21 protein-coding genes are annotated in these 20,260 nt (G+C 65.7%); 7 read left to right on the forward strand and 14 right to left on the reverse strand.

Going from position 1 to position 20,260, the window contains the following annotated elements; translation table 11 throughout:
* Nucleotides 1-94 precede the first annotated feature (94 nt).
* Genes GGD61_RS18660 through GGD61_RS18670 form a run of 3 tightly spaced genes read right to left on the reverse strand, consistent with a single transcriptional unit; the run spans nucleotide 95 to nucleotide 2,729 of the window.
* Complete coding sequence (locus tag GGD61_RS18660; RefSeq protein WP_092256595.1) at nucleotides 95-1,105, reverse strand: transketolase family protein; 1,011 nt, start codon at nucleotides 1,103-1,105, stop codon at nucleotides 95-97.
* Nucleotides 1,102-1,947 (reverse strand): transketolase, encoded by an 846-nt coding sequence (locus tag GGD61_RS18665; RefSeq protein WP_092256598.1) that lies wholly within the window; start codon nucleotides 1,945-1,947, stop codon nucleotides 1,102-1,104. Before GGD61_RS18665 ends, GGD61_RS18660 begins: the two co-directional genes overlap by 4 nt.
* A 20-nt stretch (nucleotides 1,948-1,967) precedes the next feature.
* Nucleotides 1,968-2,729 carry an SDR family NAD(P)-dependent oxidoreductase gene (locus GGD61_RS18670; protein ID WP_018315774.1) on the reverse strand — a complete coding sequence of 254 codons (762 nt, stop codon included), beginning with the start codon at nucleotides 2,727-2,729 and terminating at the stop codon, nucleotides 1,968-1,970.
* Between the two features lie 133 nt (nucleotides 2,730-2,862).
* Between GGD61_RS18670 and GGD61_RS18675 the strand changes: the two genes are divergently transcribed.
* Nucleotides 2,863-3,780, forward strand: coding sequence for a LysR substrate-binding domain-containing protein (locus GGD61_RS18675; RefSeq protein ID WP_049814764.1), 918 nt, complete (start codon nucleotides 2,863-2,865; stop codon nucleotides 3,778-3,780).
* Here the strand turns inward: GGD61_RS18675 and GGD61_RS18680 are convergent.
* Nucleotides 3,764-4,627: an MBL fold metallo-hydrolase gene (locus GGD61_RS18680; RefSeq protein ID WP_092256601.1), complete on the reverse strand. Its 864-nt coding sequence runs from the start codon at nucleotides 4,625-4,627 to the stop codon at nucleotides 3,764-3,766. The genes GGD61_RS18675 and GGD61_RS18680 overlap by 17 nt on opposite strands.
* 97 nt (nucleotides 4,628-4,724) lie before the next feature.
* Between GGD61_RS18680 and GGD61_RS18685 the strand changes: the two genes are divergently transcribed.
* Nucleotides 4,725-5,594 (forward strand): LysR family transcriptional regulator, encoded by an 870-nt coding sequence (locus GGD61_RS18685; RefSeq protein ID WP_092256604.1) that lies wholly within the window; start codon nucleotides 4,725-4,727, stop codon nucleotides 5,592-5,594.
* Here GGD61_RS18685 and GGD61_RS18690 read toward each other — a convergent pair.
* Entirely contained in the window at nucleotides 5,578-6,339 is a 762-nt protein-coding gene (locus tag GGD61_RS18690; protein WP_092256607.1) for a hypothetical protein, read from the reverse strand. The two genes, GGD61_RS18685 and GGD61_RS18690, sit on opposite strands and share 17 nt — an antisense overlap.
* Before the next feature lie 15 nt (nucleotides 6,340-6,354).
* On the reverse strand, nucleotides 6,355-6,543 hold the full coding sequence (locus GGD61_RS18695) for a hypothetical protein (RefSeq protein WP_018315770.1): 189 nt from the start codon (nucleotides 6,541-6,543) through the stop codon (nucleotides 6,355-6,357).
* 253 nt (nucleotides 6,544-6,796) lie between these two features.
* Here GGD61_RS18695 and GGD61_RS18700 point away from each other — a divergent pair, with 253 nt between their 5' ends.
* Complete coding sequence (locus GGD61_RS18700; protein WP_092256611.1) at nucleotides 6,797-7,771, forward strand: DUF2336 domain-containing protein; 975 nt, start codon at nucleotides 6,797-6,799, stop codon at nucleotides 7,769-7,771.
* A gap of 142 nt (nucleotides 7,772-7,913) precedes the next feature.
* Here the strand turns inward: GGD61_RS18700 and GGD61_RS18705 are convergent, their stop codons facing one another.
* From GGD61_RS18705 to GGD61_RS18720, 4 genes are all read right to left on the reverse strand, one after another.
* Nucleotides 7,914-8,258 carry a DUF1491 family protein gene (locus GGD61_RS18705; RefSeq protein ID WP_092256614.1) on the reverse strand — a complete coding sequence of 115 codons (345 nt, stop codon included), beginning with the start codon at nucleotides 8,256-8,258 and terminating at the stop codon, nucleotides 7,914-7,916.
* A 53-nt stretch (nucleotides 8,259-8,311) separates the two neighbouring features.
* Nucleotides 8,312-8,521, reverse strand: a complete 210-nt coding sequence (locus GGD61_RS18710) for a hypothetical protein (protein WP_026201548.1) — start codon at nucleotides 8,519-8,521, stop codon at nucleotides 8,312-8,314.
* A 154-nt stretch (nucleotides 8,522-8,675) separates the two neighbouring features.
* Entirely contained in the window at nucleotides 8,676-9,386 is a 711-nt protein-coding gene (locus GGD61_RS18715) for a peptidoglycan-binding domain-containing protein (RefSeq protein WP_092256617.1), read from the reverse strand.
* A complete protein-coding gene (locus GGD61_RS18720) occupies nucleotides 9,379-11,244 on the reverse strand; it encodes an ATP-binding protein (protein WP_177237107.1) in 1,866 nt (621 codons plus the stop codon). The genes GGD61_RS18715 and GGD61_RS18720 overlap by 8 nt, the downstream gene beginning before the upstream one ends.
* 410 nt (nucleotides 11,245-11,654) lie before the next feature.
* On the opposite strand from GGD61_RS18720, the gene GGD61_RS18725 reads away from it, so the two are divergent.
* Together GGD61_RS18725 and GGD61_RS18730 are read left to right on the forward strand one after the other, a co-directional pair.
* The gene (locus GGD61_RS18725; protein ID WP_092256623.1) at nucleotides 11,655-12,098 is read left to right on the forward strand and encodes a DUF5330 domain-containing protein; all 444 of its coding nucleotides are present in this window, start codon (nucleotides 11,655-11,657) and stop codon (nucleotides 12,096-12,098) included.
* Nucleotides 12,099-12,165: 67 nt separating this feature from the next.
* A complete protein-coding gene (locus GGD61_RS18730) occupies nucleotides 12,166-12,594 on the forward strand; it encodes a SufE family protein (RefSeq protein WP_092256626.1) in 429 nt (142 codons plus the stop codon).
* 117 nt (nucleotides 12,595-12,711) lie between these two features.
* On the opposite strand, the gene GGD61_RS18735 is transcribed toward GGD61_RS18730, so the two are convergent.
* Both GGD61_RS18735 and GGD61_RS18740 read right to left on the reverse strand, forming a co-directional pair.
* Complete coding sequence (locus GGD61_RS18735; RefSeq protein ID WP_018315761.1) at nucleotides 12,712-13,131, reverse strand: MucR family transcriptional regulator; 420 nt, start codon at nucleotides 13,129-13,131, stop codon at nucleotides 12,712-12,714.
* Between the two features lie 133 nt (nucleotides 13,132-13,264).
* On the reverse strand, nucleotides 13,265-14,167 hold the full coding sequence (locus GGD61_RS18740; protein WP_183230988.1) for a DUF308 domain-containing protein: 903 nt from the start codon (nucleotides 14,165-14,167) through the stop codon (nucleotides 13,265-13,267).
* 312 nt (nucleotides 14,168-14,479) lie between these two features.
* On the opposite strand from GGD61_RS18740, the gene GGD61_RS18745 reads away from it, so the two are divergent.
* Together GGD61_RS18745 and GGD61_RS18750 are read left to right on the forward strand one after the other, a co-directional pair.
* Nucleotides 14,480-16,129 carry a glycosyltransferase family 39 protein gene (locus GGD61_RS18745; protein ID WP_092256632.1) on the forward strand — a complete coding sequence of 550 codons (1,650 nt, stop codon included), beginning with the start codon at nucleotides 14,480-14,482 and terminating at the stop codon, nucleotides 16,127-16,129.
* 181 nt (nucleotides 16,130-16,310) lie between these two features.
* The gene (locus GGD61_RS18750; protein WP_092256635.1) at nucleotides 16,311-17,090 is read left to right on the forward strand and encodes a class II aldolase/adducin family protein; all 780 of its coding nucleotides are present in this window, start codon (nucleotides 16,311-16,313) and stop codon (nucleotides 17,088-17,090) included.
* Between the two features lie 221 nt (nucleotides 17,091-17,311).
* On the opposite strand, the gene GGD61_RS18755 is transcribed toward GGD61_RS18750, so the two are convergent.
* Together GGD61_RS18755 and GGD61_RS18760 are read right to left on the reverse strand one after the other, a co-directional pair.
* The gene (locus GGD61_RS18755) at nucleotides 17,312-18,706 is read right to left on the reverse strand and encodes a M20/M25/M40 family metallo-hydrolase (protein ID WP_028142943.1); all 1,395 of its coding nucleotides are present in this window, start codon (nucleotides 18,704-18,706) and stop codon (nucleotides 17,312-17,314) included.
* Between the two features lie 25 nt (nucleotides 18,707-18,731).
* On the reverse strand, nucleotides 18,732-20,060 hold the full coding sequence (locus GGD61_RS18760) for a glycosyltransferase family 87 protein (RefSeq protein WP_092256906.1): 1,329 nt from the start codon (nucleotides 20,058-20,060) through the stop codon (nucleotides 18,732-18,734).
* Nucleotides 20,061-20,260 lie beyond the last annotated feature (200 nt).

A 20,260-nucleotide genomic window follows, 5' to 3' on the forward strand; every position in this document is an offset into this window, starting at 1 on the left:
GGCCGGCTCTCGATGCGCCGGCATTGGACAGCAGCCGTCGTTCTTCGCAGCGGCGCTGCGAAGCATGTCGGTCGTGGATCGGGAGGGCGGGCTGCTAGCGCAGCCAATCCTTGATCTGCCGCTTCACTTCCGCAGTCGAGATGCCGTAGCGGTCGTGCAAGCTCGGCAGCGCGCCGGCGGCGAGAAACTCGTCGGGAAGTCCGATCTGGCGGAACGCGGGATGAACCCCCGAGCGCATCAGCAGCGTCGCCACGGCCTCGCCGAGCCCGCCGATCACGGTGTGGTTCTCGGCGACGACGACGAGGCGGCCGGGCTTGCCCGCTTCGCGCAGGATCGCTTCGGTGTCGAGCGGCTTGATGGTCGGAACGTGCAGGACCGCCGCACCAATGCGGTCATCCGACAAGGCCTGGGCCGCCTCCAGCGCGCGCATGGTCATGATGCCCGAGGAGATGACCAGGACGTCGCTGCCGTCACGAAGCAAGGCTGCCTTGCCGAGCTCGAACCGGTAATTGTACTCGTCGAGCACCAGCGGCACCTGGCCGCGCAGCAGGCGCATATAGACCGGCCCGCGATGCGCGGCGATCGCCGGCACGACCTGTTCGATCTCGTGCGCATCGCAGGGATCGATCACCGTCATGTTCGGCATCGCACGGAACAGGGCGAGATCCTCGGCCGCCTGGTGGCTGGGTCCATAACCCGAGGTCAGGCCGGGCAGCGCGCAGGCGATCTTCACGTTGCGGTCTTCTTCCGCAATGGTCTGGTGGATGAAGTCATAGGCCCGCCGCGAGGCGAACACCGCGTAGGTCGTTGCGAACGGCATGAAGCCTTCGGCGGCGAGCCCCGAGGCTGCGGCGAACAGCAGCTGCTCGGCCATGCCCATCTGGTAGTAACGATCGGGGAAGGCCTGCGCGAAGATATGCAGGTCGGTGTATTTGCCGAGATCGGCGGTCATCCCGACCACGTCCCCGCGGCTGCGGGCGAGCTCGACGAGCGCGTGGCCGAAGGGAGCGGGTTTGGTGCGCTGGCCCTCCGCCGCGATCGAGGCGATCATGGCCGAGGTGGTGAGGCGCGGCTTTGCCGAAGGGGTGGATCCTGCGGACTTCATGGCTGGTCTCCCGCGTTCAAGGCCGACAGCGCGAGCTGCCATTCATGCGGCTCGACGCGAATGAAATGGTTCTTCTCGCGCTGCTCCAGAAAGGGAACGCCCTTGCCCATCAAGGTGTCGGCGACGATGATGCGAGGCTTCGGCTCGGCATGCGCCGTCGCGGCATCGAAAGCCCCCACCACTGCATCGAGATCGTTGCCGTCGACGCGCTGCACGAACCAGCCGAAGGCCTCGAGCTTATCGACCAGCGGCTCGAAGCCGAGCATCTGCTTGGAGGGACCGTCGGCCTGCTGATTGTTCACGTCGACGATTGCGATGATGTTGTCGAGCTTGTGATGGGCCGCAGACATGATGGCTTCCCATTTCGAGCCCTCGTCGAGCTCGCCGTCCGAGAACAGGGTGAATATCCGCGCCGCCGAGTTCTTCCGCTTCAGCCCGAGCGCCATGCCGACGGCGATGCCGAGGCCAAGGCCGAGCGAGCCGCCGGACATCTCCATGCCCGGGGTATAGGAGGCCATGCCCGACATGGGCAGTCGGCTCTCGTCGAAGCCGTAGGTTTCGAGTTCAGCCTCGGGAATGATCCCGGCCTCGATCAGCGCCGCATAAAGTGCAATCGCATAGTGTCCGTTCGACAGCAGAAAACGGTCGCGGCCTTCCCAGACCGGATCTTCGGCGCGAAAGCGCATCGCGTGGAAATAGGCCACCGCCAGCACGTCGGCGATGTCGAGCGCCTGGGCGATATAACCCTGGCCCTGAACCTCGCCCATCAGCAAGGCGTTGCGGCGGATGTTGCGGGCCCGCTGTGCGAGCGTCGGCGCGTTTGTGAGCGTCGGTGTTGCCATGATCGTTCTCCCCTCCTCGGCTAGTGGATCAGCATGCCGCCGTTCACATCGATGACCGCGCCGGTGACATAGGCCGACAGGTCCGAGGCGAGGAAGGTGTAGATACCCGCGACGTCGGTGGCCTCGCCGAGGCGGCCGAGCGGTATGCCCTCGAGGATCTTCGTCCGCATCTCGTCGGTGAGCTTGCCTGCGGTGATATCGGTGCCGATCAGGCCCGGCGTCACGCAATTGACGCGGATACCGTCGGGCCCGAATTCGCGAGCCATTGCCTTGGCGAGTCCCAGCACGCCGGCCTTCGCCGCCGAGTAATGCGGTCCGCCGAAGATACCGCCGCCGCGCTGCGCGGAGACCGACGACATGCACGCGATCGACCCGCTCTTGCGCTTCTGCATATGCGGGATCACGGCCTGCGACAGGAACAGGATGCCCTTGAGGTTGACGTCCTGGATACGGTTCCAGTCTTCAGGCGTGATGTCGAGAAGCTTCACCGGCTGCGTCACGCCGGCATTGTTGATGAGGATGTCGATCTGACTGAACCGAGCGATGACCGCTTCAACGGCCTTGATGCAGGCCTGCTTGTCGGTGACGTCCAAGGCGAGGCCAAGATGCGGCTCGCCAGTGCCGGATTCGAGCCCGCGCGCGGCGGCTTCCGCGGCCGAACCGTCGATGTCGAGAATGGCGACCCGCGCGCCTTCGGCCGCAAAGCGGCGGGCCGTTGCAAGGCCGATGCCCCGCGGCGAGGCCGCTCCGGTGATGATGGCTGTCTTGCCGCGTAGCAGCATTGTGATCCTCCCTGAACGGCTGTTGCCGGCACCGACGGCGCCATTGTTCTTGACCCGTTGATTATGCCCCTGCGCCGTTTCCGACAAACGCGCTGTTGTCTTGCATAGGTGAATTTGGTTCACTCGTCGGATGCTGCTGTCCAGTATTCCGATATCGTCCATCCGCGCGTTCGAGGCGGCCGCACGCACCGGCTCGTTCCGGGATGCGGCGAACGAACTTCATTTGACGCCGAGCGCGGTGAGCCACGCCATCCGCAAGCTCGAAAGCGCGATGGGCACGATATTGTTCGAGCGGAGCGCCCGCGCCGTCCGTCTGACGCCGGCGGGCGAGAACCTGATGCGTCATGCCGGCGCCGCCTTCGACAATCTGCGGCGCGGGATCGAAGAGGTCGCGGGCCGCGGCCCGCAATTACTCAGGGTGCACTGCGCGCCGAGCTTTGCCGCGCAGTGGCTCGCCCCGCGCCTCGCCCGTTTCATGGCCGCAGAGCCCCAGCTCGAGGTCCGGCTCGCCGCCAGCACGGAATATGCCCGGTTCAGCAACGACGATTTCGACATCGACATCGTCTACGGGCAGCCGAGAGCCGAGGGTGTCGAGGTCATTCCGCTCGGCGAAGAGATCGTGACGCCGCTCTGCACGCCCGAGCTCGCGAAGAAGATCCGCAAGCCGAAGGACCTGCTCGATCAGGTGCTGATCCGCTCGGAAGTGAAGCAGGTGCAGTGGCACCAATGGTTCACCGCCAACGGACTCGAAGCGCCTGCCATTCACGGCATGCGCTTCGATCGCAGCTTTCTGGCGATCGCGATGGCGTCGAGCGGCCTCGGCGTGACGCTGGAGTCAACCCGGCTTGCCGAACGCGAGATCGCCACAAGGCGGTTGGTTGCCCCCCTCGCCGGACGCTCCGTCGACATCCGTTATATCGGCCATCACCTGGTGTTCCCGCGCGCGAGCCAGCAGCGGCGACCGATCCGCGTCTTCGCCGAGTGGATCACGCGGGAGGTGGCGGTCGCCGGGCCGGTCTCAGGCCGATCGAGAGTCAAGTCGACGGGCTGACTGCTCGGGCTTTGATCGCTCCGTGGATCCCGCACCGGCAGCGCTCGTAATCCGCGGGGTCGTGGCTGTTGACGATCGTCACGCGATCACCGTGATCGCGCTTCAGCGCGCGCAGCCGGGTCTGGTTAGCGATCCGCATTGCGCGGTCCATGTCGCCGCGGCGCTGGAAATAGCCGAGCATCAAGGGCATGCGCGGCGACGCGTCGAGCTGGGCATGGTGGAAGTAACTGTCGCCGGCATGCAGCAACCAGCCATCGCCTGATCGTACCGCGATGCCGCAATGGCCGAGCGTGTGGCCGGCAAGCGGGATCATCAGGATATCCGCCTCCTTGTCGCCGAGCGCGCGCACGCCCTTGAAGCCGAACCAGTCCTCGCCGGCTTCACCGTAGAATTGCCAGCGCGGACCGTGGCTCCACTGCCGCGTGACATAGCGGCCTTCCGGCGGCGCGGGCTTGCGCAGCACCGCCATGTCGTATTCGGCGCGGTGGACGTGGATCGCGGCATCGGGAAAGTCGGGCACGCCGCCGGCATGATCGCGATCGAGATGCGTCAGCAGCACGTGACGCACGTCGTTCGGTGAATAGCCGAGCGCCCTCACCTGCTCGGCTGCCGTCTCCGCGGGATCCAGCTTTGGCGCGGTCTGCCGCACCCAGCGCCGCCCCAGCCGCTCAGGCGATGCGATGTCATCGAGGCCGATCCCGGTGTCGACCAAAGCCAGCCCGTGATTCGTCTCCATCAGCAGGCAGTGGCAGACCAGGCGGGCGCGCTGGAACAAGCTGCCGCTACCGTTCACCAGGCGGCGGCCGATCGGGCACATCGTGCCGGTGTTGAGATGGTGGATCTTCATCGCGTATCCCTGCCTGTGTTCGTGAGCAGGACGCTCTTGTCATAGCTCGATCCATAGGTAAAATATCGAATATTGATATTATCTCTAGGCCAATCCTATGGATATCCGCGAGCTTCGCTACTTCGCCGCCGTCTACCGCGAGCGCAATCTGACCGCGGCGGCGCGGGCCTGCTTCGTGTCGCAGCCGTCGATCTCGACCGCGATCACCAATCTGGAGGCGGAGCTCGGCACCACGCTGTTCATTCGGCACAAGAAGGGCGTCGCGCCCACTGCCTCGGCCGAGCAGTTTCATACGCTGGCGCGCCGCATCATCGACGAGGCCGATGCCGCGCGCAGCCTGTTCAAAAAGCCTATCACGAAGACCACGGTGACGCTGGGCCTGATGCGCACGCTCGACGTGCCCCGGACCATCGCGCTCTTGAAGCCCCTGACGGCGCGTAGCGACATCGCGCTTCGCCTCGTCGGCAGCGACGAGCGCGCAGACGCGCGGATCATCGCCAAGACCATGGTGCGCGATGACGAGCATTTCGTCGCGCTGTGGAGCGAGCGCTATGTCGCGGCGTTACCGCCGTCGCACCCGCTGACGCTGAAGGACAAGCTCCGGGCCGCCGACCTTGCCGGCGTGCCACTGATCGATCGCTGCCATTGCGAGCAGAGCGCATTCTTCGGCCGCAATGCGCAGCGGCGCCAGACCGCGGCGATCGCGCAATCGGAGGATTGGGCCATCGCGCTGGTCGCCGCCGGCGTCGGCATCGCCATCGTCCCGGAAGGCGTGGCGAAGGGCAATCTTGATGTCGCGGTGCGCGAGATCGAGGTCAAGGTGAAGCGCGAGGTCGGCCTCGCCTACCGCGCCTCGGTGCCGCTGGCGGATGCGCTGAAGGAGTTTGTGGGGAAGCTGCAGAAGCAGCGGCGGCCGGATCGAACCAAGCGCCGCGGCGCGCGCAAAAAGCTCAGCCCTTCGAGATGACCGCACGTCCATAAGGCGGTTGTGCCTGGACCGGCGGGTTGGCGGTCTGGGCGGCGAGCTCGCCGATCAGGCGGTCGGCGTCGGCGGCCATGCCGTCGGGAGCGTGGATCACCAGGCGCTCTAATGCCCAGCGATAGGACGAGATCCGCTGCTCCAGGCATTGCTGCACCCACTGCACGATCAGCGAGTTCTCCTGCATGCGCGCGACCGCGTCGTCCCTCTCCCTCGGCGAGAGCGCGGAGACGCGCGCCATGCTGGCGTCGCGCTTCCGGTCGAGGTCGATGACGCGGATCGCGGACGCGAAGAACGGCTCGAAGCGGGTGATGTCGTTGCGCACGTCCTCGATCAGCTGCGCATAGCGCGAGGAATGCGAGCGGTGCGGCTCGTCGATCAGCGTGCGGCCGTACATGGTGCGGTCGAACACGATCTTCTGCCGCCAGGGCGAGGGCATCGCCTTGTAGTCGCCGAACACGCTCTTCCATGCGGGGCGTGACAGCGGCGGCTCGATCATGGGATAGGCGAGGTCGCGCAGCTGGCGCTCCTCGTCGGTGAGCTGGAATTGCGACGGCGTCAGGCCGACGCTGCCGGTGGCTTCGGCCCCTAACCAGCGATGCATGTCGTCGCTGCGCATGTCAGCGCGGGTGCGGCCGAAATCGCCGCCGCTACAGGCACCGAGCGTCGCAGCCAGCAGCGTGAGCAGGACGGCCGATAGAACAGACCGGATCTGGCGGATGGTGTCCGGCATTGCAAAAGCCTGAAATCAGCGACGGCGACGACGGCGCCCCGGCGCTGTGCCCTGCTCCGGCCCGTGATCGCCGCTGGTTTCGTCTGCCTCGCGCTCGATACGGATGACGGGAAGGATCAGGATCGTTCCCATGTCCGCGCGCGGAGCCACATCCCCCGACGAGCCCACCCGGCGACCGGCCGGAAATTCAATGATGGTCCCCATGTCAGCTCTCTTCAATTGCCGCGCGACCAGGCGCGCTCATGCAACATGCATTCATTAAGATCAGTTCATGGTTAACGGGGTGTAAACGTCGCGGTCGGACCGTAGCCGCACGGGCCGGCCGCGACGTCCCGCTGCGGCACGAGATCGCTTCAAATCGAGCGTTCGGCTTCACGCCTCGTTTTCCTTAACGAGCCTTTAAAGGAGCCTGCGATAGGCTGGCGAGCAGTATCTCTTCCAGGTCGCGTATCTCTCCATGACCAAGTCGCTGTTTCCCGGATTCGACGGGCTGATGTCCCTCTCCCGTCGCGAAGGCGTCGATGTTCGGCCGACGCTGCTGCGCGTGCTGACCGACCTCTATGTGCAGACGCGCATCCACAGCGACGACGAGCAGCGCCAGTTTACCGAGCTTGCAACGCGGCTGATCGACCAGGTCGACGATGCGACCCGCGCGGCCATCAAGGCCAAGCTCGCAATCTATCCGTCGACACCCGTCCCGGTCCTGCAGAAGCTCGGGCTGGTCGCCGCGCAGGAAGGCCGCAGGGTTCCGCTCGCCCGCGAGATCCCCACGCCCGCACCGGCCCCCTCGCCGGCCCGCACGCCGACCGACGCCGAGCTGCGCATGGCCGCCAACATGTCGATGCAGCCGACGGACGCCGCCGAGATCCACGACATGTTCTTCCGCGCCGGCGCCTCCGAGCGCGCGCTGATCCTGCACAATCTGGCGCAGACCCCGCTGAAGGCCGCGCCCCGCATTCCGACCGTGCGCGCCAAGCGCGCGATTCAGATCCTGGAGATGGCGGCGATCGCTGGCGACGTCGACAATTTCGCCCTCGAGCTCGGCGACAGCCTGATCCTGCCCTCGCGCGTCGCGGCCCAGATCGTCGACGATGCCGGCGGCGAGGCGCTCGCGGTCGCCGCGCGCGCGCTCGACATGCCGAGCCCGAACTTCCAGCGCATCCTGCTGTTCTTCAAGCCGGAGATCGGCACGTCCGTGAACGAGGTGTACCGGCTGTCGCGGCTCTACGACCGCCTCAGCGACCGCTCGGCGCTGGTGATGCTGGCAGCCTGGCGCGGCTCGACGCTGGCCGTCACCCGCGCAAAGTACCAGCCGTCACTGCACGATGGCGAACGCCAGCGCGCCCGCGCCGGCGCAAGCCAGACCCGGCCGGGCGTGCAGCCCGGCGCGATGCCGCGCCGCACCGGCACCGACGGGTCATCGGAGCGGTAGCGCAGACGGTTTAGCCCGTAGCCCGGATGGAGCGCAGCGTAATCCGGGTCTCCGTCACTCGTGGCGGAAGTCCCGGATTACGCTTCGCTCCATCCGGGCTACAAGGCTGGGTGTTGGGCTCGCAACGACGGAAGAGCAGCAGTTACGTCTTCGCCAGCTCAAGGAAATGCCGGCCCGTACGGTCCTCGGTCTCGACGATCCACGCGTCCGGATCGAAGCGGATTTCCTTGGCGAGACGCTCCTCGATCGTGTGCTCCGGCAGGGGCTGCTGCGCGACCGGCACGAAAAAGCGATCGACCGGCCGGCCGTCGTCATAGACGGTCTGCGGCGCCGGCGCGTAGAGCATCGCATGGCCGTCGAGCAACGACACCTTCACGAACACCGCGCCCGCCTCCTCGGCCCCGCGACGACGCACCGCGCCGAACACGCCCTCGGTCTGGCACCGGCGCAGGTAGGCCGCGACCCATATGTTGGATTTCAAACGCATGAGTCGAACGATAGGCCAGCGTGACGCGCGCCGCCAGTCTCAGCGTCCGATTGTCACGCCTTGCTTACACGTTGCCCGCCGTTGATCTGGCGCGCAACGAGATATGACAGCGGCATCGCAAGCGCGAATCCCACGGCGACCGCATAGGGGATGTTCCTGATCGCGTCGGCGGCGAAACTCGGCACCATCAGCACGACGATCAGGCTGACGCCCGCCAGCGTCGTGCCCAGCATGATCCAGACCAGAACCGAGACCTTGAACATGACAATCTCTCTTCTTCGTTGAAGATGAGCGATCATGTTCCCCAAAGCCGTCGGCCGTCATTGATCCCACGCAAATCGCCCGCGCGCGGGCACGGCTTGGTTTGCGGCGCGCGATGCCCGGAATTGATCGGCGTCAATGACAGCGGGATGCGCGTTATTCGACGGGATGACCGATCGCGGCGCCGAGCTCGCGCAGCAGCCGGTCGGACAGCTGGCCGGTGACCTGCATCTTGTGCTCGCGCTCGAACTTCTGGATCGCGGACTGGGTCTCGCCGCTCATCGTGCCCGTGATCTTCAAATTGCCGTAGCCATATTCGGACAGCGCGCGCTGCACGCCGGCGATACGCCGCGCGGCCGGGCTCTGCGGCACCGGAATCGGCGCGGGCGGACGCATGGCGGACGGCGGCGTCGAGGTCGTCGCCTTGACCAGATTGGTCATGGGATCACTGCCCGCGCGCGGCGTCGATGCGGTCGCCTCGACCGGCTTCTCCGGCGGTTTCTCGGTGGCTCGCTCGGCAGGTTTCGGCTCGGCGCGGAACTCCGTCGCGCGCGGCTCCAGCGGCGAGGTATCGGCGCCGACCGGGCGCGGACGCGGCATTGGGTTCGACAGCGCCACGGCGGACGGCGCGGGAAGATTGATCACGGTGCCGAACATCGGCGCCGGATGGCGGCCAGTCTGCAGGAACAGCGCATTGGCAACGATCGCGCCGATCGCGGCGACGGCGACGAGACCGGCGAGCGTGTCCTTCGGGCTGTGCAGCAGCACGCGCATCACGAGGTTGCGCTCCGTCTCGACATCGATAACCGCGGCCTTCGCGCCACGGCGGCGCGGAGCGGCTTCGTCCTTGGCAGACTTCTTAGGCACTTTTCTTCACCAGAGCGGGTTGGTCCTGAGACTGGTCGTGAGTTTGGTCCTGAAGGTCCTGGCGCAGCACCGGCGTCAGCGTCGCGACCTTGCTCTCGACCGGCTTGACTTGCGGCGGCGTGTAGACGAGCGGCAGCCTGACGGTGACGGCGGTGCCCTCTCCCAATCTGCTTTGTACCGTCAATTCGCCGAGATGCAACGCCACGAGACTCTTCACGATCGAAAGTCCGAGGCCGGTTCCCTCGTGACGGCGCTGATAGGTCTTGCCCGCCTGGAAGAACGGCGCGCCGATGCGCTTGAGATCGTCGGGCGCGATGCCGACGCCGGTGTCGCTGATGCGCAGCGTCAGCTGCGAACCCGACACCGCAGCGGTCACCGAGACCTGACCGCCGCGCTCGGTGAACTTGATGGCGTTGGCGACGAGATTGAGCACGATCTGCTTGAATGCCCTGGGATCGCCGGTCATGACAGGCAGATCCTGCGGCGCGTCGGTGATGAGGTCGATGCCGTTCTCCCGCGCCTTCAGCGCCAAGAGATTGCAGCAATGCAACAGCGAGGCGCGCGGCGCGAACGGCTCGGACGCGATCTCGAAATTGCCCGACTCCATCTTGGACATGTCCAGGATGCCGTTGACGACCGACAGCAGATGCTGGCCGGAATCGTTGATGAGCTGGGCATATTCCTGGCGCTGGGCCGAGCCCAGCATCAGGGTCTGCTCCTGCGCGATCATCTCGGAGAAGCCGATGATGGCGTTCAGCGGCGTGCGCAGCTCGTGGCTCATGGTGGCGAGGAAGCGCGTCTTGGCGGCATCGGCAGCTTCCGCGGCACTGCGCGCCTGATCCAGCGCCTGCTCGGACAGCTTGTGGTCGGTGACGTCGCGCATCACGGCGACGACTTCGGCCTCGCGCGTGACGTCGCCATGAGGATTCTGGGCGATATCCCGGTCGAGCGGGCGGCAGCGCATCTCGACCCAGAGGAAATCGACCTGACCGCGCTCCGAACCGTCCGGCTCATAGCGCAGCCGGAACTCGATGCTGCGCACGTCGCCGCGCGCGGCATCGGAGAGCGCGGTGAGATAGGCCGGGCGATCGGCGACATGGACGCGGTCGAACAGGCCATGCCCGAGCAGTTGCGCTACCGGCGTGCCGAGCATGGCTTCCGCCGCGGGCGAGATGAACTGCACCGCACCGTTGCGCCGATGCCGCGAGACGACGTCGCTCATGTTGCGGGCGAGCAGGCGATAACGCTCCTCCTCACGCGAGAGCAGCGCCACGCTGGTGCGCGCCAGCGATTCCGCGCCGAAGGCAAGGCCGGCGGCATAGAGCGTCGCCGAGACGACGCCGCACGCCATCAGCACGCCGCGTTCAGCAGGGCTGGTGTCTGCAACCGGCAGCCAGCCGAGCTGGCCGACGAGGATCAGGAGTCCTGCACAGGACAGCGCGAGCAAGAATGCGAAGGCCGCGACGCGGCGCGAGGCCGACAGCGCGGCTTCGAGGGGAACCACGACCAGCCAGACCGCGGCGAATGATTCGATGCCGCCCGTGGTGCCCGCGACCGCCATGATCAGGCCGGCGAGCGCCAGTGACGACAGCACATGGGCGCCTTCATAGCGGCCGGTGCGCGACAGGAACCAGGACAGCATGATCGGCGCGATCAGCCAGGCGAACGCGGCGACCTCGACCGCGCTCGGCGCGCCACGCATGGCGAGATAGACCGGGAATGCGGCAAAGGCGGCCAGGCTGCCGAGCAGCCGCGGCGCCATGAAGGCACGATGACGCGCCCGCATCAGCGCATCGTAACGCGCGGAGGGATGCAGCAGTGCATCGAGACAATCGCGGATGATACTCAAAACTGTCACGGGTCTCGCGCTTCGGCTCAATCGTCTTTTGGAAGACGCGCCGCAACGCCTCCTTGTCGTTGAGCCACCGTGTCAGAGCGACCTTAAACGAGTGCTAAGGCGGCTCGGTGTGCGGCCGGACGCCGGGACATCGCGGGGCTTTTTAGACGATTTGGCGACGTCTTCGGCGAGGATGGTGAACACAGGGTTTCACGCATCCCGGCATGGTTTCGAATTGGTGGATATGCGTGCCAGCGAAAGCAGGGGCGCCGGCGTCAATCGAAAATTTACGACACCGTCGATCTCGAAGAATTTTGCGTAAATTTTCCGCGAATTAAGCTCAAGGCAATCACTTGCGATTTATCGAGAGTTGCTAGGTCCGACATCCGCGGAGTTCGCCGCGGACGGGATCGAACGTACAGGTCGCTAAGATGCGCTTTCTGCTCCGCATCACATTCTGGCTCGGGCTGGTGCTGGTGCTCCTGCCCAGGGACAAGACGCCCGAATCGGACAAGCTGCCGCAGATCGGTGCTGCCGATGCGGTGCAGGCTGCGACCGCGGCCGTCTCCGACATGACCCAGTTCTGCAAGCGCCAGCCGGCGGCCTGTGAGGTCGGCGGACAGGCCGCGACCATCATCGGCCAGCGCGCCCAGGACGGGGCGCGCAAGATCTACCAGATCATCAACGACAAGAAAGAGCAGATCTCCAACGACAAGAACGAGAAGAACGACAAGAACGACAAGAAGGCGCCCGACCATACCGGCTCGATCGCGATGGCCGGCGAAGGCGATGCCGCATCGGCCGAGGCGCCGCGCGATACCCTGAGCCAGGACGACCTCGCGCTGGAATGGCGCGGCCCGGCGGCGGCGAATTAGCGCCCAAACCCTATCGATTTCATCTCCTCGCATCCTTATATTGGCCCTAACGGGAACACGGGCCAACATGACGACGATCGACGAAATCAGGGACAATTTCGAGCTTCTGGACGAGTGGGACGACCGCTACCGGTACGTCATCGAGCTCGGCCGTACCCTGGAACCGATGCCCGAGGCGGAACACTCCGCCGAGAACAAGGTCAACGGCTGCGTCAGCCAGGTCTGGCTGCAGAAGCTGGTCGACCGCGGCCATGGCGCGCCGATCCTGAAATATCGCGGCGACAGCGACGCGCATATCGTGCGCGGGCTGGTCGCGATCGTGCTCTCGCTCTATTCGGGCCGCACGCCGCAGCAGATCCTCGATACCGACGCGATCGCGGTGTTCAACGAGTTCGGCTTTCGCGATCACCTGACGCCGCAGCGCTCCAACGGCCTGCGCTCGATGGTCGAGCGCATCAAGACCGATGCGAAAGAGGCGCTGGCGGAAGCGTCGTAAGAAGCTCTCGTAGGGTGGGCGTGCCCACGATTTGCGTGTGACTGGTGAGAATTCGTGGGCACGTCGCGCAAGCGCGCGCCTTTGCCCACCCTACCAGAGCTGGCCGAGCGAGCGGCTCTACTTCCCCTTCTTCCGCTGCTGCTGTCCGAGGCCCATCTGCTTGGCCAATTGCGAGCGCGCCACCGCATAGTTCGGCGCGACCATGGGGTAGTCGGCCGGCAGGCCCCATTTCTCGCGGTATTGCTCCGGCGTCATGTTGTACTGCGTGCGCAGATGGCGCTTCAGCGACTTGAAGCGCTTGCCGTCTTCCAGGCAGACCAGATAGTCGGGCGCGATCGACTTCTTCAGCGAGACCGCCGGCTTGGCCGGCTCGAGCGGCGCGGTCTCGGTGCGACCTGACGACACCCGGACCAGGGCGCCATGCACCTGGCTGATCAGATTCGGAATCTCCGTCGCAGGCGTCGGATTGTTGCTGAGATAGGCCGACACGATGCTCGCCGTCAGCTCGATGAAATTCTTTGCCCCAGCGTCCGACATCGGCCCGCCCCTCTACTTGCGCCTCACGGGATAGACGACGCCGAACTATTCCGTGTCAACAGGACGTTCGGCTGAAACCAGACGATGACCGACACGGTGGCGACAACGGCGCTCTAGTTCTGCGCGGCAGAGCTCAGGACCGCTGGTCGAGATGGGCGCGCAGCTCGTCGATCGAGGCAAAGCGCATCATGCCCTCCGGCATCTGCGCTTCGATCGAGCCGTCGGAATAGAGCGAATAGGCCATGCCGTCGACGATTCCGGATTTGAGCACGGTGACGGGCGGCTGCTCGACAGGCGGCGGTGGGGGCGGCGGCGGCTCGGGCGCAGGCGGCGGAGCGGCCTCCGCAAAGGTCGATGGCGAGCGCTGCGGCGGCCGGCGCAAGGCAGCCGGCGGCTCCGGCGGACGCATGCGGTCCGGCTTCGGCCAGGCGTCGTCAAAGCTTGCAGGCGGAGTATCCAGGGCCTCACCGAGCTCCGCAGGGAGCTGCGGCGGCGCGTCCTCGATGGCCTTCGCCTCCGCACGCTCCCGTTCCTTGCGCGAGGTCGAGGCGAACAACAGGTTGCGCCGGCGCGGCGCTTCCGGAGCCGCGGGCGGCGTTGGAGCTTCCGGCACCGGCGGCGTCTCGACACGCGGACGCTCGCGCGCGGCGGCTTCGCTCTGCCACGGCGGCGGGCCTGCGGCGGGCGGCGGCGACGGTGGCGGCTCGATCCTTGCCTCGCCCCTTGCCGCCGCAGCGGGCGGCTCGGGCGCAGCAGCGCCAGGCACGGCAAGGCCCGGCCCGGATGCGGCGAGGCCCGGCAGCACAGGCCTGACCCGAACCTCGGACGGCGCACCGGCCAGCCGGCGCGCGAGGCCCTTCAGTTCCGTGACCACGACATAGAGGCCGGCCAGTAACAATCCGGAGCAGACGGCGATCGTGCCCGAGATTATGAGGGGGCTGCCGAGGCTGAACTCCCTGACGGAGAAGCCAAACAGGATCGAAAGGAAGCCCGCCACGACGGCGAAAATCCCCGCGATCAACAATGCCAGATTCATCGAACTCACCCCCGGTCGCCATCCACACGCGACAACCGCTCCGCCACGATACCGTCATCCGGTGTTCCACGCCAACGAGGAATTGTCGGTAGCGTTCCTAAAGGGAAGGAAATCAGGGACTTATTCACATTCCCTTCAGCTACGGCTCGCTACTGCTTAGACTGCTCTCAAGTAACCGGAATTGCTGCGTCGCATCAGGAATTTAGCCGTAATGCCCAATTACTTGGTAATGGAACTGCGCTATAGGGAGTCCGGGGTTGAGACCCGCGCGCACCAGCAGGGCCAAGAGGGGATTCCGGGGCACCGATAGCCATGACATCCATCACGACTGCGGCGATCGACACGCCTCTGCGGCGCTCGGTCGAACGGACTTGCGACGATCTCGCCATGCTGGTGCTGGCCGCGGTCGCGGTCATTGCGGGCCTGACGTTCCGCGACTACGGCCTCGGCTGGGACGACTACACCCACGCTGAATATGCCGATTTGCTGCTGCGCATGTTCGGTTCCGGCTTCAAGGACACCGCGGCGCTCTCCTTCGCCAATCTCTACATGTATGGCGGCGGCTTCGACATGGTCGCGGCCCTCCTGCACAAGATCATTCCGCTCGAGCTGTTCGAGACGCGACGACTGGTCGGCGCCATTGTCGGCGTGGTCGGACTTGCGGTGACGTGGCGGCTCGGCCGCCGCATCGGCGGACCCCTTGCCGGTCTTGCCTCGCTGCTGCTGCTCGCGCTGTGCCCGATCTTCTACGGCCACATGTTCATGAATCCGAAGGATGCGCCCTTCGCGGTGGCCATGATCATCCTGATGCTCGGCCTGGTCCGGCTCGCCGAGGAATATCCCAAGCCGTCGCCGCGCACGATCCTGATCGTCGGCCTGGGTGCCGGCCTTTCGCTGGGCTGCCGCGTTCTCGGCGGGCTTGCGCTGGTCTACGCCGTGCTCGGCTTCATCCCGCTGTTCCTGGAGGAACTGCGCAGCGAGGGCCTGCGCGAGTCGGTCCGCCGCTTCGCCCATGTCGTCTATGTGCTGCTGCCTGGCCTCGCGTTCGGCTACCTCGTGATGGGCCTGATCTGGCCGTGGTCGATCATGGAGCCCGGCAATCCCTTCGAGGCGCTGACCTACTTCTCGCACTTCTTCGAGAAGCCGTGGAAGGAGATGTTCGACGGTGCGATCGTGTCCGTGCCCGACATGCCCTGGTCCTATCTGCCGACGCTGTTCGCGCTGCAACTGCCCGAGGTGATGCTGGTGCTGATGGCCGGCGCCGTGGTCAGCACCTTCGCCATGCTGCCGCGCCGCGAGGTTCCGGCGCGGCGCAAGACCATCATGCTGATGCTGACGCTGGCCGCGACCCTGCCGCTCGCGATCGCGATGGTGAAGCGGCCGGCGCTGTACAACGGCATCCGCCATTTCGTGTTCGTGATCCCGCCGATGGCGGTGCTCGGCGGCGTCGCCTTCGCGTGGGCCATGGAGCGCCTGCGCGCCAATCACCGCACCTGGCAGCCGGTCGTGCTCGCCACGTTCTGCTTTGGCCTCGCGCTCTCGCTCGCCGAGATGATCCGGCTGCATCCCTATCAGTACACCCACTTCAACCACATCGCCGGCACCGTGCGCGGCGCCGACGACCGCTTCATGCTGGACTATTGGGGCCTCGCGCTGAAGCAGGCCTCGGATGAGCTGCGCGAGCAGATCGTCGAACGCCAGGAAGTGCCGCCGACCAATCGCAAATGGAAGGTCGCGGTCTGCGGTCCGCAGCGCCCCGCCCAAGTCGCGCTCGGGCCCGACTTCACCATCGGCTGGGATTCCAACGCGGCCGATTTCGCGATGACGCTCGGCGAGTTCTACTGCAAGGGACTCACCGCGCCCGTGATGGTCGAGATCAAGCGCGACGACGTGGTGTTCGCCCGCGTCTACGACATCCGCGGCCGCAGTATTTCCAGCCTGCTCTCGATCCCGGCGCCGTAATATTCTTCTCCCGTAGCCCGGATGAGCGAAGCGACATCCGGGATCCCTCTCAGAGCGGTCCCGCATGTCGCTCCGCTCATGCGGGCTACGCTTGACTGCCGCGCGCTTGTCGCGCCTTGCTGCTTGCCACGAGCGGTACTACGCTCCCTCCCCGCAACAACGATGTTCGGAGAGATCAGCCATGTCGCCAGCGGAAGCGCGCCTGAAGGAAGTGCCGTCTGATATGACGGAGGCCGAGTGGCAGCAACGGGTCAATCTCGCCGCCTGCTACCGCCTTGTCGCGCTGTACGGTTGGGACGATCTGGTCGACACCCACATCTCCGCGCGCGTGCCCGGCCCCGACCATCATTTTCTCATCAATCCCTATGGGCTGATGTTCGACGAGATCACGGCCTCGAGCCTCGTCAAGGTCGATTTGCACGGCAACCAGCTCTCCGAGAGCGAATACAGCATCAACCCGGCGGGCTTCACCATCCATTCGGCGATCCACGAGGTGCGCGAGGACGCGATCTGCGTGCTGCATCTCCACACGCTCGACGGCACCGCGGTGTCGAGCAGCGCTGAAGGCCTGCTGCCGCTGAACCAGACCGCCCAGCTCGTCACCCACGACCTCGCCTATCATGACTATGAAGGCATCGCGCTCGATCACGACGAGCGGCCGCGGCTGCAGAAGGATCTCGGCGACCACAACCACATGCTGCTGCGCAATCACGGCACGCTCACCGTCGGTCGCTCGGTCGCCTCCGCCTTCGAGCGCATGTACCACCTCGAGCGCGCCTGCTCGATGCAGGTGCGCACGCGCGCGCTCGGCACGCCGGTCTACCCGGTCGACGATACCGCGATCGACAAGAACACCGAGCTGCTCGCCAACCGCGACCGCGCCGAGCTGCGCGCCACCAACCTCGTGTGGCCGCCGCTGCTGCGCAAGCTCGACCGCGAGCTCCCGGGCTACCGGTCTTGAGATTTTCGGGATTTGGTGTAGGGTAGCTCCCAACTAACCTCTACGCCTTTTGGAATGAAACGCCGCCCAATTCCGGGCGGCGTTTTTATTTTGGGCCGGTGGCCGCCACGACAACAGAGCCGTAGGGTGGGCAAAGCGCAGCGTGCCCACGTTCTTTCGCAATTACTTAGAGATGGTGGGCACGGCGCTTTGCGCCTTTGCCCACCCTACGGCAGCTCGCGCTACTTCACCTCCGCTAGCGCCGCGAGAATCCTTGCCCAGGAGCGGATGCCTTTCTGGAAGCTTCTCAAATCGTACTTCTCGTTCGGTGAATGGATGTTGTCGTCGTCCAATCCGAAACCGACCAGCAGCGAGTCGAGGCCAAGCGTGCGCTTGAAGTCGGCGACGATCGGGATCGAGGCGCCGGAGCCCATCAGGACGGTCTCCTTGCCCCATTCCTCCGTCAGCGCCTTGCTGGCGGCGGCGAGCGGCTTCATGTTCCAGTCGAGCGCGACGGCGGGCGCGGCGGAATGGTCGCCGAACTCGACCTTGCAGTCGCCGGGAATGCGCGCCGTCACGTAGTCGCGGAAGGCCTTGCGTATCTTTTGCGGGTCCTGCCCTTCGACCAGGCGGAACGAGACCTTGGCTGAAGCATGCGACGGGATCACCGTCTTGGAGCCCTCGCCGATATAGCCGCCCCAGATGCCGTTGACGTCGCAGGTCGGGCGCGATGAGGCCTGCTCGATCAGGAGGCGCCCCTTCTCGCCGGCCGGGATCGACAGGCCGATCGGCTTGAGGAACATCTCCGGCGTCAGATTGAGCTTCTTCCACTGCTCCAGGATATCAGGCGGCAGATCCTTCACGCCGTCATAGAAGCCGGGAATGGTGATGCGGTTGTCGTCGTCGAACAGGCCGCCCAGAATTTTCGTCAGCACCCGGATCGGGTTCATCGCGCTGCCGCCGAACACGCCGGAATGCAGGTCGCGATTGGCGGCGGTGATCTTCAGCTCCTCATAGAGCAGGCCGCGCAGCGAGGTCGTGATCGCCGGCGTGTTGCGGTCCCACATGCCGGTGTCGCAGACCAGCACGTAGTCGGCTTTGAATTCGTCCTTGTTGGCCTCGATGAAGGGCACGAAGTTCTTCGAGCCGACCTCCTCCTCGCCTTCGATCAGAAAGGTGATGTCGACCGGCAGCGAGCCCGTCACCTTCTTCCAGGCGCGGCAGGCTTCGACGAACGTCATCACCTGGCCCTTGTCGTCCTCGGCGCCGCGCGCGACGATGATCTTGCGGCCGTCGGCATGGTCGGTGACGACGGGCTCGAACGGCGGACGGTGCCAGAGATCGAGCGGGTCGACCGGCTGCACGTCGTAATGGCCGTAAAAGATCACATGCGGCCGCCCACCGGCCCCGGTCTTGCCGACGATGGCGGGATGGCCCGCGGTCGGCCTCACTTCAGTGGCGACGCCGAGGCTCGCGATATCCTTGGCGAGATGCTCGGCCGCCGCCTTGCAATCCCCGGCGAAGGCCGGATCGGCGGAGATCGACTTGATCCGGAGCAGCGCGAACAGGCGCTCCAGGCTGTTGTCGAAATCCTTGTCGATGTGGTCGAGCACGGATTGAAGCTGCGCATTGGCCATGGTCGTTGGTCCTGACGTTCGAGTCTCAAGAGGTACCGGGTTTTAGCGCCGTCGCGGGCTCGGAGCCAGCCGCAACGGGCGGATGCCGGATGTGCCATGCAAGACTACCTGCAAGAACGGCGGTCGCGAGGAGATTGTTGCCCCAAGCCTGGAGGACAGTTGGAAACCACGGCAGCGCCAGCAGCATGAGAATTCCGGCTGCGCCGAGGGCGAGCCAGGTTCCGAGACGCACATTCGGCCGCTCGTCGAAGGCGGCGCGATGCATCAGCACCGTCATCGGGAAGAACAGCCACATGAAGTAGTATTGCCGAGCCAAAGGCGAGGCCACCGTGATCAGGCAGAACAGGATGGCGAGCTCCTCGGCATCCGAGCGCGCCGTTCGCCGCGCTTGCTGCGGCATGATCGCGACGAAGCCGAGCCCGAGCAAGGCCGACAGCACCAGCACGATCCAGTTCGCCGTCCTGTAATCGACGTCGATGATGTTCATCGTGCGCGGCGGCTTGCCGGGATCCTCCAGATTGAAGTTGATCGGACGGACCAGGCGGTGCGTGACGGCGATGAGGGACTGGTTGACCCACGACCAGTTCTGCTCGTCACGCTGGCCAAAGCCCTTTTCCGAGCTCGTTCCGACCATGCCCTGATACCAGGTCGCAAGCTCGGCCGCGTTGCGCTCGAAGCCGCGGATCGGCGCCGGCACGACATAGAGAAGGATGCCGGTGAAGGCGACCGTGCCGGCGGCCGCCGCCCATTTTCGCCGCCAGACCAGATACGGCAGGACCGCGATCGGAAACACCTTGATGGCAGCGGCGAGCGCGAACATGAAGCCCGCTAGCCAGGGACGTTGATGCCGCAAGCTCCAGAAACCGTAGAGCATCATGGCCAGCAGGACGAGGTTCGGCTGGCCGAGGTCGAACATGTCGAACACGAACGGCACGGTGACGACGGCAGGCAGCGCCTCCAGCCAGCGGCCGGGGCTGCGCCCCGAGCCGGCCATGACCTGGCAGAACGTCCCGGTGTACCACCACGCCACGGCATTCAGGATCGACAGGACGACATAGAGCGGGATCTTGCCGAACCAGCTCGGGATCGCCAGCAGGATCGCCGGCAGCGGCGGATAGATGAACTCGAAATACTCGACGGCCGTGGCGGGATAGAGTGGCTCACCCTGCAGGACCTGTTGCCCGGCCCACAACCACAGCGGGTAATCCTTGGTCTTGCCGCTGCCGAAGATCTCGGGAACGAGCACGTCGGCGGTGAGCAGGGCGCAGCAGAACAGAAACAGCAGGTCCAGCGGCGCGCGCAGCGACAGGCGTCTGGGCGCGTCAGGCTTGGCTAACGGGGCGGGCAGGGTCACGGGGTGGTCCTGTGCGGCGGCGAACAGGACGTAGCAGACCGGCGCAGGCTTGGAGAGCCCCTCACCTGAAATTGTACCGTTGGCGGCCTCGGGCAACGGCACATGAGGTGACTAGCAGAGTACTTGAGCTTTCACAGCGTCATGGCCGGGCTTGTCCCGCCTGCGCGGCCGAAGCCGCTTCGGCGCGGCGAAGGCCTGGG

Origin of the sequence: Bradyrhizobium sp. SBR1B (assembly GCF_014198205.1) — a bacterium.
Classification (GTDB): domain Bacteria; phylum Pseudomonadota; class Alphaproteobacteria; order Rhizobiales; family Xanthobacteraceae; genus Bradyrhizobium.

Bases quoted from the DNA above. Each gene is read 5' to 3' on its own strand.
- GGD61_RS18660 (WP_092256595.1), bottom strand. From the start codon at position 1,105: ATGAAGTCCGCAGGATCCACCCCTTCGGCAAAGCCGCGCCTCACCACC.
- GGD61_RS18665 (WP_092256598.1), bottom strand. From the start codon at position 1,947: ATGGCAACACCGACGCTCACAAACGCGCCGACGCTCGCACAGCGGGCC.
- GGD61_RS18670 (WP_018315774.1), bottom strand. From the start codon at position 2,729: ATGCTGCTACGCGGCAAGACAGCCATCATCACCGGAGCGGCCTCGCCG.
- GGD61_RS18680 (WP_092256601.1), bottom strand. From the start codon at position 4,627: ATGAAGATCCACCATCTCAACACCGGCACGATGTGCCCGATCGGCCGC.
- GGD61_RS18685 (WP_092256604.1), top strand. From the start codon at position 4,725: ATGGATATCCGCGAGCTTCGCTACTTCGCCGCCGTCTACCGCGAGCGC.
- GGD61_RS18690 (WP_092256607.1), bottom strand. From the start codon at position 6,339: ATGCCGGACACCATCCGCCAGATCCGGTCTGTTCTATCGGCCGTCCTG.
- GGD61_RS18695 (WP_018315770.1), bottom strand. From the start codon at position 6,543: ATGGGGACCATCATTGAATTTCCGGCCGGTCGCCGGGTGGGCTCGTCG.
- GGD61_RS18700 (WP_092256611.1), top strand. From the start codon at position 6,797: ATGACCAAGTCGCTGTTTCCCGGATTCGACGGGCTGATGTCCCTCTCC.
- GGD61_RS18705 (WP_092256614.1), bottom strand. From the start codon at position 8,258: ATGCGTTTGAAATCCAACATATGGGTCGCGGCCTACCTGCGCCGGTGC.
- GGD61_RS18710 (WP_026201548.1), bottom strand. From the start codon at position 8,521: ATGTTCAAGGTCTCGGTTCTGGTCTGGATCATGCTGGGCACGACGCTG.
- GGD61_RS18725 (WP_092256623.1), top strand. From the start codon at position 11,655: ATGCGCTTTCTGCTCCGCATCACATTCTGGCTCGGGCTGGTGCTGGTG.
- GGD61_RS18730 (WP_092256626.1), top strand. From the start codon at position 12,166: ATGACGACGATCGACGAAATCAGGGACAATTTCGAGCTTCTGGACGAG.
- GGD61_RS18735 (WP_018315761.1), bottom strand. From the start codon at position 13,131: ATGTCGGACGCTGGGGCAAAGAATTTCATCGAGCTGACGGCGAGCATC.
- GGD61_RS18740 (WP_183230988.1), bottom strand. From the start codon at position 14,167: ATGAATCTGGCATTGTTGATCGCGGGGATTTTCGCCGTCGTGGCGGGC.
- GGD61_RS18745 (WP_092256632.1), top strand. From the start codon at position 14,480: ATGACATCCATCACGACTGCGGCGATCGACACGCCTCTGCGGCGCTCG.
- GGD61_RS18750 (WP_092256635.1), top strand. From the start codon at position 16,311: ATGTCGCCAGCGGAAGCGCGCCTGAAGGAAGTGCCGTCTGATATGACG.
- GGD61_RS18755 (WP_028142943.1), bottom strand. From the start codon at position 18,706: ATGGCCAATGCGCAGCTTCAATCCGTGCTCGACCACATCGACAAGGAT.